Origin of the sequence: Paenibacillus marchantiophytorum (genome assembly GCF_014640555.1) — a bacterium.
In the GTDB taxonomy this organism is placed as follows: domain Bacteria; phylum Bacillota; class Bacilli; order Paenibacillales; family NBRC-103111; genus Paenibacillus_E; species Paenibacillus_E marchantiophytorum.
On the sequence record NZ_BMHE01000027.1, the window covers coordinates 23,790 to 36,273 of the forward strand.

A 12,484-nucleotide genomic window follows, 5' to 3' on the forward strand; every position below is an offset into this window, starting at 1 on the left:
ATCGAAGATGAAAAAAACGATTTGGCTCAAAGATGGTGTTTCTACCTTTCCAGTACAGCAACCAATGGTAGGCCAAAAGGAATTTTACGATGCGTTTAAATCTTATTTGCAAGACTTAAAAGATGCCCCCATGGCACGTGTATTTCCTCTAATTGCAAAATGGGGAATAGGTAAGTCGCGGATAGCCTACGAATTGATAAGTGAGGCATTAGGAGTTGATAAAGGATGGACGATTCGTAATGTTGCAGGGGAGTTAACACAAGTTCGCTTACTTGAGAAGGATTTTGCTGATGGAATTTTGCCAATTTACATTCGTTACGAACAAATGAACGAAGATTTTCTCTATGGGGATAATTGGGTAGGATACGGTGCATATATTGCATTGACTAAACTCGCAGATGAAAGCCCACCTAAAAGCATTCAGGGGAATATTATTAAACATACGCATGATCATTTAGTACCAATGGGTTTTTTGCCTGATAAACTTGCTGAACAAATAGAGCTTGGAAAACACTCAACTGAGGAAATTTTGGAGAATTTAAAGAAACTAGATTTACTTGTGGAGCAAGGTTTAGATTACTTACGTCAATTTGGTATTGTACACCTCATGGTTATTGTTGACGAAGTTGAATCTGAGTATGAACTGATCCAAGACGGTTTGCAAGAAAACAACGAAGAACGAAAGAAAAAGCTGGATGGTGAGGCAATTAAAGTTATTACTTCTGCTATCAAACATGAGGATAGCAGATCAAGACATCCTCATGTGTCTTTTCTGTTGCTGTGTTCCCCAGCTATTGGAGACCAAATTAAAGCTTTGGAAGCACTAGACCGTCGTGGCGAAAAGTTGGAAATTCATCAAAATTCATACGCTGATATTAGAGATTATATCGAATCCTTACAACAGCAAGCCAAATTACGTCAATATCCAATTGGCTTGGTTGAAGCAGCCTATACTATTGCTGCAGGTAATTTTGGATGGTTAAACGTAATTATGGCCTATTGCGACCAATATTTAGATGACCATACTGATGCTGATGCTGGAGAAGTATTAGAAGACCGTTCCAATGCTATTACACGATTCAAAGAACGTCTTATCGATGGATCTCAGTTTGATTACATTTCTGCCGATACAAGTAAGGTTTACTTGCCGATGATTAAGCGAGCCTTATTAAAACAATTACCACAGTCTAAAGATAACTATAATGCAGAACAACAAAAAATTCTCCTGTCAGCAAAAAATATTGAAGGTATTGGTTTGTTTAAAGAATTTGCAACTATGCCTTTAACCAAAAGTGAACTTGGCTTACATTTAGTTAATAATAAATATAAAACTGAATCTGATAATGTGTTTATTAATGAAGTGACTGCAGAGTCCTTTAACCTTGATGTATTATTGCGTAGCTTAGCTACTTATTCAATTAATGCTCCAGAGGATTACTATCTGTTAGGTGAAAGTAAAGAGACCTTTTTAGCACAAGTTCGCATGCTTTATCCGAAAGATGAAGTGGCTGATGCTGCTGAGGTCATTTATGAGTTTATTGAGCCTAAACTTATTCAGGGTGCTTACCAAACATTTATAGGACCAAACTTTGCCTTTTTAGAAAGACTAAATCGGCGCTATGCTAACAAGGGTGGCATTTCCAATTATTTAGTTTCAGAAGAAAAGGACCAGAAATTACAGGAGTACCTTAAATTGCGGCGTAGGGTGAACGGGCAAGACACTCAAAATATTGTACTTGGATTTACACGTATTTTGGAACAGAGTTATCAAGATATTGATACAGTTTCTCTTAAGATTCACGGAGTGGATTCCGGATGGCGGACTATAGTTAGTAATCATCCATACTTAGGAGTTCATCCACAGCAAAAAGTAGATGTGATTTGGGCGGGCAGATTAGCTGGACTCAACGATTTGGCAGATAGTAAGCTTTTAGAGATTGGTAGCCATCCCATTTTCATTTTATCCTCAACCGCTGAGATTGAAGCTGAAGTCAAACAATTTAAAAAGAAATTTCCTTACGCAGGACGATGTTTAATTCCTTTTCAAGTGACAAATCTACAAAGGGAACTACTTGAAATTTTATCGGTTGATCAGTCCTATATGGATATAAGAGCTGTTGCTCATGAACTAGCTCCAGCTTTTAAATCGAAAGTTCGTGCTCTGCGTGATGAAGTAACCAAAGTTACAAAAGAGTGGTTTGATCAAGTTGACCAACAAGGCTATGTGCTAAGACCCTTAATCTTTACCAAAGCCGAAGAGGAGAAATTGCCATTATTAGCTGAAGGTTTTTCCAAAATGGTGATCAATGGAATTACATCCACACAACTAGGAATAAAACCTGGAGTGAAGTTTAAGGCTAACGAGGACTATAACCGGTTTCTCCAAGTGTTAAAATCAACAGAGATAAGGGTCAAACTAGAAAAAGAGGGCTATCGTAACGCAGGAATGTTTGTAGCTGTCAATGATTCGGAGTATGAAGTTCAAATACCAAATGCTCTAGGTGCTATCCTTGAATACATTGGTAATACGCAAAGAACCTACAAAAATTTAGACCAACAATTCTTCTTTAGCGCTATTGATACAGTCAAGCCAGCAAAGATTGTTGAGCAATGGGTTAATTTCCTTCAAGCTCTACATTTAGTAAAAGTTAATAGCCAATCTAACATTATAAATGTAAGTAAGTCAATGCTGGAAGCTAAAAAAGATAGAGTGCAAATATGGAGAGATGAAGAGTACGATAAATTAGTAGATCAGTTTAAAAATACCATAGATAAGCATCGCTTAGGTATTTTGAGGGACGATAAATATCGAGGACGAATGGATGTTATAGATGAAAATCTTCGCCAAATTAATTTAATCCAGTTACAACATCGTACTAACAATTCACTGACTATGTGGAAGGATCAATTGGAGAAATTAAATGATTTTCACCAGGAGTGTGATTATATATTCGATGAAGAGGGGTGGGAGTCACTTCCTTTCAACGAAAATAACTTGGGGAACCTAAATATTGCAGATAGTGAAATGCCTATATGGCGGAAGCTACGCCTAGTACAGCAATTTCATGAGTATATTTCTTCTCTTCAAAAGGAGATTTTAGATAAACTAAAAGTCAAAGTACAAAGTATCAAGACTGATTCAGAATATAAAGGATACCGGTTACCTATTGCTCCATTTACAAATGCTCTTGAGAGGTATCAAACTGAGATTGAGTATGCCGCCGATTATATTCAATCTTCAAAACGTGATACGATGGTTGCTAAGTCGGAAAGTCTTGCTAATCAATTGTGGTTAGCAAACTATAAGGAAGCAATTGAACGGTTAAATACCATGATTCTTCAAATTGGTTTGCGTAAACTTGAACCAATTAAAGTTGATTGGAAAGAAAAAAGCGGTTTTTCTGGACGGTATGATGAATTATTGATCAAATTTAAAAAGTTAGTTGATAGTTTTAATGAATCCAAGGTAAAAGCAGAACGTTGGATCACTTATTTTCAGGCATCTCCAGATGAAGTGAAATTGAAGGTAAAACTAAAGGAATTCATTGCCTTTTTCAAGCAACTCCAAATCTTCTTAGAGTCTGGTTTTGATGAAGCTGTTGATGATCTTGAAGGGGAATATAGGTCTAATCCTATAAAATTCATTGACGAGACTGAAAAAAAATTTTCTGAACATCAAGGTGACACTACGAACATAATTGCAAATATCACCGAACTGGAAGCTTCTGCCCGTAGGTTGCGAAATGCTCACTATGATACTTTAACTATCGAGGCTGTAAATCGACTTTTTAAACGTCATAAAAAAGAAGAATTTGAAGCTGATACAGCAAGTCCAATAAATGAGGAGACCTATACAGATACTCTTGCAAAAGTCACACGTGAAATGCGTCAACTGACCGAATTTGGTGAAAACTATTTTGCTGAAAAGGGTGTAAAGCATGTGCGGTTTGGCTTTTTTAAGGATGTCGTTCAAAGTTCTTGTGACCTTGATTGGTCCCAATTTAATCAACAGAAACAAGAATTGGTGGACTTAGGATTGATTCAAACTCGTGTGGTGTTAATATGATCACAGAAATTCAAATATTGAAAACAATCGTAAATCGAACGGAATATAAGATTTTACGGGAATGGTTTCCAGTCAAAGAAGTGGACATAACTGAGCTTGAGGGTGGAACCTGTGTTATACCTGCAATAGTTTTAAGCAAGATTTCGAGTAATGAATGCACTATTCTTATTGATTGGGTTAAGCGGTGGGGCAATCAGTTGCTGGTTGTCCCTCCTTTTCTCTCAATTGATATAAAGGAGAAACTACAATTTGGAATTGACATAACAGTAACAAAGGTTGTTGAGAATTTATTCGAAGGTCTACCTGTTAAAGAGGTGTTTCTTACGAATAAAAAGCCAAAATTACAGTTATTGTCGGGGCAGGCTATAGCGCTTGATTTATCTTACCACTCCGGTAGCGGTCGAGTTACATTAACCACTTTGCCGTTACTTGATTATCAGTTATTGCCATTTGAAGAAAAATGCAAAGTAATATTTCAACGATTGTTATCTTTGAATGAAGTTAAGGGGAAAGAAAAAGAAATTGATAATGAGTTAGACATGGAGATTACCTTGCTTCACCAACATGTAATTATTTTAGCTGCTGCAGGAATGAATTCTATACAGTCCATAGAAAAATATCTAAAGATGTATTTCAAGACATCAACTAATACAAGCTCTACTAATTTAGTTCGGGAGCAATTGCAATTGCATAAATACCTTACTGTTGATGGTGAAATTACGCATTTAGGTAAGGAATATATTCAGCAATGCGGATTTAGTGCTTTTGTTCGAGAATTAGAAAAACATGTTGTTAGTGAAGGGGCGTGGTAATTTGAATTCTGAAACAACGCTTGCAAATAGCCTCGTAGCCAAAGTTCAGTTGGGTTTACCAAGTGCAGTAGCCAAACTGAGTGCAAAAATGCGTTTTATAGATCATATCGCACCTAAACTGCGCAAGAGCGGTGTTATTCGACCGGTGAGGAAAATGACACCATTATCTATTAGAGTGTCAGGCATTGCGACAGCTGGTAAAGTAATTGCTGCTTATGGTGGGATGATTTATAGTGCAGGAGCTGTCAGACAAGACCTATACATTAATGAGGGGTCAATTTATAAGACGAATCTGGACAGTTTAGTTGATATTGACGAAGCAGATGACATAGATGTAGTAAAAAAACTGAAGTTTATTCATATAACCCAAATGTATGATCTTCTGGAAAATATGATGAATGAAGAAGATCTTCCCCAACTTGTAATTGTTGATACACCCCTAGTGTTGGAAAGAGCTGATGCTCCATTAGAACTTTTCCATCAATTATTTTCCGATTATCAAACCTGCAAAGAACGAATTCATACATTTTGGAGCAGCTATAAGGAAAAGATGTATCCTTACAATCCTGATGGTGTGCGTTTAGTATCAATCAGCACCAAGCGTTTTGGTTCCATATTTTATGGATTGTCTGTACTAGATGGAGATCATTATATTTTGGATGAGATTACTAAAAGTGAAATTCATGAAGAGGAAGATACCTTTGAGAAAATTAAAAAAGTGGGAGTTAAAAAACTGCTGCATGGCGTACTAACTAGACGTTCTCGCACAGCAGCATATGAATATTCCTTGCTCACCAATGATAATCGGTTAGAGCCAGTTTCAGTAAGGGACCTAGGTCTAATTAATTTTCACTTTAGAGCTGGTATGCGGACATTACCGCTATTGGCTGAGGTTATTGGTAAAAAGGAAGATTGGAATACAGAAATGATAGATGAATTGGCTTCAAACTTGGTTTCTCTAGTCACTATTGACCAACCCCAAGCACTGCCGCTTCCATTATGGTATGCAGATTATGCATTAAAACCAATAAAGACAGGTACCATCATAAACTATTTTAAAACGCAAGTACGAGAAATGGTTCGAAGTGAAGAAGTTGAGAAGGTATGGAAGGAAGAAGCAGACTTGTTTGAGGGGGATGAGTAAATGCATCAAGAGAAGTTTATAGGGAAATTAATAGGTAATACAGGTAATCCAAATGATTTAAAAATGATTTTACCAGATAGTTTTGCTGCTCGTCGAGGAGAATTCGTTAAAATTGCTCATCAGGAGCGCCCTGACGAAGACAAAGCGTTTGTACTTGGTCGAATAACCTCCCTTTCTCGCAGTAACATACTTTATAACAGTGAAATGGGAGAGGGTCTTAATAGTATTGAAATGCTTCCAGGGGCACAAATAACTGGAGAAACTTTGTTTGGCTCAATTGATCTAGTGGGTTATAAAGATGTAGCTACCGGTCAAATCCGAATACCTAGGCGTCCACTTGATCCAGGTACTAAGGTTTACGGAGTGGATTATGAGTTTTTAGCCAAATTCTATCAATTTGATGAAAATCGTAGCATTGCTATTGGTAACCTAATTGGTTATGAACGCGGAGAAAATATAGTTCCGGTATATATGGATGTGGATAAGCTTGTCACTGAACACTTAGCAGTGTTAGCGATGACTGGTTCTGGTAAATCTTACACTGTAGGACGAATCATAGAAAGATTAGTTGCACAAATGAATGGTACAGTAGTTGTATTTGATACGCACGGTGAATACGGTAAAGCATATGAAAAGGGTCAAGTTTGGTTTAATAATGATCTTAAATTAATAGAAGATACCAATGAAAGGGAAAGCATACTGTTTATCCAAGAAAGATTTCGCCTTCTTCAGGAGGCGAGGGGGGGGATTCATGTTTATACCCCTCAAATGGATGAATTTGATTATAAGTATGCAAGTAAAAATAAACACCTCGCACTTCAATTTGATCGATTTGAGATGGATGACTTTGAAGAGATTTTACCCGGTTTAACAGAGCCGCAACAACGTGTATTGGATGTAGCGATTCGATATTGGAAATATAAGTACCCCCATCCCCCTCGGGATATTAAAGATTTGAGGGAAATGCTTTCAGGTGATTTAGAAGAACTTAGAAGTTGGGATGATTTATCCGATGCGGAGTCTCGTGCTCTTAGTGGAAGAAGTGCAGCAGTAGCCTCTATGAAATTAAACAGAGTAATAAATGAAGCGAAAAGCTTTTACACTCGGGCAATCGGAGAACCTACCGACATATACAAGCTTATTGGCGAGAAGAATGATAAGCTGGGCCGATTGATAATTATAGATTTGCAGGGACTTTCTGACGATGCCAAACAAATTGTAACGGCGTTAGTTTCGAGTGAAATCATGCGTGCAGCTTCAGATAAGCAGCGTCAAATCCGACCTTCTTTTCTTATCTATGAAGAGGGGCACAACTATGCACCAGCAGGTACACAGAATATTTCTAAAAAGATAATCAAAAAAATAGCTGCGGAAGGCCGGAAGTTCGGGGTGGGATTTGCGATTGTCTCTCAACGGCCATCAAAGCTCGATCCCGATGTGACTTCTCAGTGTAACACGATCATAACCATGCGTTTGAAGAATTCTGATGACCAACGATTTATTGCCAAAACTTCTGATATGCTCACTAAGGCAGATATTGATGAGCTTCCAAATCTCTCTACGGGAGAAGCTTTAATTATTGGTCGTTCAATCCCTGCACCACTACTGGTGAAAGTAGGGACTAAGGCTTTAGTTCATGGTGGACAATCTCCTGAAGTAGTTAAGGAGTGGGGAGTTTTTGGAGGATAAATATCAATTAAAGCCTTTTATTATAAATGAATTTGATCGAGGTAATATCCGCGGCGCAAATTTTCCTATGTTAACTACTTATGGTGTTCGAGATTATTCAGAATCTGTTCATTCTACTGGTTTAAATTATCTCACTGAAATTGGAAGGCATATTGAAGGTATTACTTCTCTATCAGAATTCCCAGTATACCCGGTAAATCCTCAATATAGTCACAGAGTTACTAGGGAAGTAAGGCCAGATTCTCTTTGGTTTGAAAAGGAGACTGGCAAGCCGTTGTTTATTGCTGAGTTTGAAAGATTTGAAAATTCTAAGTTAAAACATAATAAGCTTCGGGAAAAGATAGAAAATCTTTTGTTAGCCTATCATCAGCTTGGTGGAGAATTGAGAGTAATATTGTTTGTTTATTGGTCATATCAAGGTGCTATTCCAAACGATATTGAAAATTATTTAAGAATTTTTGATGAAGGTTACCGTATGGCTAACGGAAAGCATATACCTGGGCTCAATTCACTTCATACCAAATGCCTGGTGTTTCAGGCCGTGGCCAGTGGATCAAAAGAAAGTCTGACCATCAATCAGTGGATACAGGTGAGATAAAATGGTTAAAAAACGTTATCTTATTGATTTGAGAGAAAATATGTTGATCGGCGATAGATATATTCTGAAAAAATATATTAGTGAAGGAACTTATGGGTATGTATGGAAAGCTATAAGATGTTCAGATGGAGAAACTGTTGCACTTAAAATACCCAAGAATCAAGAACGTGGTGATGCCTGCTTGATCGAGGGGGAGCAGTTTATGGATCTCCAACATATTAACATAATTCAGATCTATTGGATGGGTCGGGTAGATGGTTACTTTGTGATTGAGATGGAGTATTTCCCGGGAGAGCCATTGTCGAGAGAATTAACAGAATCAGGTTTATCAGTTCCTAGAACATTTAAGACAGTTTATGAGATTTTTGAACATGTTTTGAATGGGCTGGAATGTATGCATAGCAAAAAGATTGCTCATGGGGATTTAAAACCCGATAATATATTGATCAATGCAACAGATGTTAAAATTACTGATTTTGGAACTAGCAAACTGATTGAAGATTACTTCGTCAAAACGATTGATGGAGCAGGAACTTATGCATATATAGCTCCAGAGGTTATTAACTCACAAAAGCGTTACTTGAATTCTGATATATATTCTCTTGGTGCAATTCTCTATCAATTTCTAACGGGAAAAACCCCACATGAAACCTTTATTCAAGTTATTAATAATTTTCCATATGCCAAGCCGCGCGAGCTAAATGAAAATATTACAGAAGAAATGGAGCGAGTTATATTAATCGCGCTAAATAGAGACCCATTAAAAAGATATCAAAATGTTCATGAATTTCGATCTGCTTTTAAAGATGCAGTAAATGAACAATTTAAACAGGTAAGTGAAACAAAATATGTGCCAAGAGCAACCCTTGCTGATAAAAAAGATGCACTTGAATTGGCGATTTCTAACTGTAAACTTGGCAAATTCAAACTTGCAGAAAAAATCCTTCTCACGAAAGTTTCTAATGGTCATAAATTACCTGAAATAGTGTTACAACTTGCGTATATCTACTTTAAAACGGACAGAAGATTTGATGCAATTCGGATTTTAGACGAAATTAATATTACTGAAATTGAGTCAGTTAGGCAAGAAGGCTTTACCGAAGCTCATCACTACTTAAAAGCGCGGATTGTCTTCGAGATTAAGCAATACGAACAAGCTTTAAAGTTACTAAAATGGTTATGTGAGAAAAATCCTAAATCACTTGATTATCGATACCGTTTAGCAATGTGTTATGGTTTATGTAACTTAGAAGATCAAGCAATTAGTATTTTAGAAGAAATAAACCGTGATACACCTGGAATTTGGGCTGTAGTGAAGAAACTTGGTCAGGCCTATGAACAAAAAAAAGATTATGAACGAGCTCGTGGATATTTCAAGTATGCATTACGATTACGTCCGAATGATGAGTTGTTAACGAATAAATTAGAGAAATATGATTTCTATTTGTGACTATTAACTGAGAGGACTCCTAATTCTAACGTCAATGGGAGATTCACTAAAGAATGAGAATGAATGAGTGGATGCACGGATTATATATCCAATTTTTGAAAAACAATCTCTCCATCTTGGCCAACGTGGTTATTTATCGTCAATCCCGTGAGGCGTGTATGTGCATCTTATCTTAATCTCGGTTGAAGAATCTAATAGAAATGCTCATAAAACAAACAGGAGGCCAGTCCCGGCCTCCTGTTTGTTTTATGCAGGTTCTACAAAATAGAGTATTGAATCTATTGATATCTATAATTAGATATAAGTATATTTAATTTAAAAAGGGATATAATAATTGATAGAATCTATGAAAGGAGTTGTATAAGGAGTATGTGTATTCAGAACTTGATGAAAAGAGGCTATGGAAAAGTTACAGCAGGAGGCATTTTGTTCAAAGGGAAACGATTTACTTGCCCTAGAGCAATTCGTGAACAATGGTTCGAGCGGGCAATGCTAGAAAAGGAATGGAGAGTTAAGGTTGTTTTTAAACCTGAGAATAGCGCAATTATTTATATACCTGATGGGATGGGAGACCTAGAACCTTGCAACACAATTGCTACTAATAACACCATTGAAGACATCAAACTTCAACGTTATTTTCAAAGTATTCAGAAACTCAAATCTTTAAGGGAAGTGATGAAGAAGCAGAAAGTTTATAGGAGGCATAATAAAAAGAAGAGGCTATTATGGAAGAGTTAATAGAAGAGGTCGAACATATTGTTTATGTTTACAAACTCAATATCGAGAGACAAAAAAAATATTATGATTATCCATTTACAAATAATCCGGCTCACTATTACCAACTTATGATGCTCCAAAAAACGCTTGAGGTTTGGACAAGCTGTTTAGAAAAAATAATGAAGAATAAGAAAGACCGGTGGGGGCCGGTCGAGCCGCGGAGAAGTAAGGAATTTGATAAACGAATAAAACTAGAAAAGAATGGAGTCCCTGGCTTTGTAACCCCCAATACCCTCAATGCAATGCTGACCCACATGAAGTGTTTGGAGAGCAGAATTGAGCAACTTGAAAGTACTTTCTGTATGAAGTAAAGAAAAGTAGGGCTGGTAATACCACGCCACTCAAACAATTGGCTTAAACATTTAATTTAGATCGGAAACTTACATACTTCCCTTAGTCCCAATGTTATTGATGTTTTTTTCTTTAAGTGGCCAGATCACGTTACGCATCAAATGAGCAATTGACTTAGAGATAATCTCTTTTTCATCAGATGTTAAAATTTCATTATACATTTTGAATTGGTAGCCCGAATTAATGGCCTCTATTAAATCGAAGGATTCTTGAAATTTCCAATTCTCTTGTTTATCGTAAATATCTTCAATTCCATCTTGAGGATGAGTTGATGGAAGGTTACCTTCAACACCTAGTAAATAATCTGTTGATACACGAAAGACATCTGCTAACTTTATCAGATGTTTGAGTTCAGGCTTGGCAACATTTCGTTCCCAATTGGATATAACCTGCTTCCTCGCATCAATCTTGAGTGCTAACTCTTCTTGTGTCCAAGCAAATTGAACTCTGAGTTGTTTAATTCGCTCTCCGAGCGTGCTCATATAATTTCACCTGCCTTACATATAGAATATAACACAAAATATTATTCTGTAATATGTGTATGTTTAGTGGTGTATTCAGCAAAGTATTCAGTAAAGTATTATATTTTAAATTTACAAACAAGTCTTGTAAGTACATTTAAAATATTATAATATCGAATTGAATATTGAGAATTACAAAGTCTTCCAGAGAAAAATTCTGTGGAGAGTGCTTGTAGCAAAAGAGAAGATCGTGGATTTACAAACTTCTATAATGTGAGGAGTGGTTATTTGGCTAAACGTAAACGAGCAACAACACGAAGCTCTATTGCTAGAAGAATAAAAGAGAAGAGAGGCCAGGGACAAGGAATTCACTACAGGCCATGGCTCACAATTCATGATGTTCCCTCTGAAGGACTCGTGAGTCGGATTAAAGGTTGGAAAACGGGGAGAATACATCACTTATTTTCGGAACATCTGGAAACAGCATATTTCTATACTTGTGAATGGTCGCCTAATATTTTGGATCTTCGCGAACAATTTCCTCTCCTCCCTTTAGAGAAGACTATGTTCATCGCTGAATCATTGAAAATCAAGCATCCTACCGATCCCAAAACGAGGGAGCCGATTGTAATGACAACGGACTTTATGCTAACAGTTCAAACAGAAAACGGACTGGAATATTGGGCACATACGGCAAAACCAAAGTCAAAGTTGACTAAAAGAACCTTAGAGAAATTTGAAATCGAAAGAAGATTTTTTGCTGATGAAGGTGTGAAATGGAGAATAATTACGGAAGACGATATTTCATACAATTTGGTCAAAAACGTTGCTTGGGTTCATTCAGCCCGAACGTTACTTGGTATGAACCATCTAAATAAAGAAGTCATCAATTCTATCGAAGCAGATCTTTTTCAAGCTTTATTAAATCGAACAATGCCTTGCTCAAAAGTAGCAATTGAGTGTGATCAGAGGTTTGGTTTTGCACCGGGGACTTGCTTGTTCATCATTCGCCACCTCATAGCTAACAAACATTGGTTGGTTGATATGAATAGTTTAATCAATCCTGCCTTAGGACCAATAGACATCAGACGCGCTGGGAATATATTGTGAGGTGGAACCCATGTTAGTAGAGAAAT

Annotated in this window: 10 protein-coding genes; 9 read left to right on the forward strand and 1 reads right to left on the reverse strand. The window is 36.9% G+C overall.

What is annotated here, in order from left to right:
• Nucleotides 1–7: 7 nt before the first annotated feature.
• The 8 genes from IEY34_RS22305 to IEY34_RS22340 all read left to right on the forward strand — a co-directional run bounded on the left by IEY34_RS22305 (nucleotide 8) and on the right by IEY34_RS22340 (nucleotide 10,847).
• Nucleotides 8–4,066, forward strand: coding sequence for a hypothetical protein (locus IEY34_RS22305; protein WP_189015246.1), 4,059 nt, complete (start codon nucleotides 8–10; stop codon nucleotides 4,064–4,066).
• Nucleotides 4,063–4,878, forward strand: a complete 816-nt coding sequence (locus IEY34_RS22310; protein ID WP_189015248.1) for a hypothetical protein — start codon at nucleotides 4,063–4,065, stop codon at nucleotides 4,876–4,878. The genes IEY34_RS22305 and IEY34_RS22310 overlap by 4 nt, the downstream gene beginning before the upstream one ends.
• Nucleotide 4,879: 1 nt before the next feature.
• Entirely contained in the window at nucleotides 4,880–6,022 is a 1,143-nt protein-coding gene (locus IEY34_RS22315) for a hypothetical protein (RefSeq protein WP_229757784.1), read from the forward strand.
• Entirely contained in the window at nucleotides 6,023–7,711 is a 1,689-nt protein-coding gene (locus IEY34_RS22320; protein WP_189015258.1) for a helicase HerA domain-containing protein, read from the forward strand.
• Nucleotides 7,701–8,309: a hypothetical protein gene (locus tag IEY34_RS22325; RefSeq protein WP_189015260.1), complete on the forward strand. Its 609-nt coding sequence runs from the start codon at nucleotides 7,701–7,703 to the stop codon at nucleotides 8,307–8,309. Before IEY34_RS22320 ends, IEY34_RS22325 begins: the two co-directional genes overlap by 11 nt.
• A gap of 1 nt (nucleotide 8,310) precedes the next feature.
• The gene (locus tag IEY34_RS22330) at nucleotides 8,311–9,759 is read left to right on the forward strand and encodes a serine/threonine-protein kinase (protein WP_189015262.1); all 1,449 of its coding nucleotides are present in this window, start codon (nucleotides 8,311–8,313) and stop codon (nucleotides 9,757–9,759) included.
• 369 nt (nucleotides 9,760–10,128) lie between these two features.
• On the forward strand, nucleotides 10,129–10,497 hold the full coding sequence (locus IEY34_RS22335; RefSeq protein WP_189015264.1) for a hypothetical protein: 369 nt from the start codon (nucleotides 10,129–10,131) through the stop codon (nucleotides 10,495–10,497).
• A complete protein-coding gene (locus IEY34_RS22340) occupies nucleotides 10,485–10,847 on the forward strand; it encodes a hypothetical protein (RefSeq protein ID WP_189015266.1) in 363 nt (120 codons plus the stop codon). Before IEY34_RS22335 ends, IEY34_RS22340 begins: the two co-directional genes overlap by 13 nt.
• Before the next feature lie 69 nt (nucleotides 10,848–10,916).
• On the opposite strand, the gene IEY34_RS22345 is transcribed toward IEY34_RS22340, so the two are convergent.
• Complete coding sequence (locus IEY34_RS22345; RefSeq protein WP_189015268.1) at nucleotides 10,917–11,369, reverse strand: helix-turn-helix domain-containing protein; 453 nt, start codon at nucleotides 11,367–11,369, stop codon at nucleotides 10,917–10,919.
• Nucleotides 11,370–11,636: 267 nt separating this feature from the next.
• Here IEY34_RS22345 and IEY34_RS22350 point away from each other — a divergent pair, with 267 nt between their 5' ends.
• Nucleotides 11,637–12,458, forward strand: coding sequence for a TnsA endonuclease N-terminal domain-containing protein (locus IEY34_RS22350; RefSeq protein ID WP_189015270.1), 822 nt, complete (start codon nucleotides 11,637–11,639; stop codon nucleotides 12,456–12,458).
• Nucleotides 12,459–12,484: the final 26 nt, after the last annotated feature.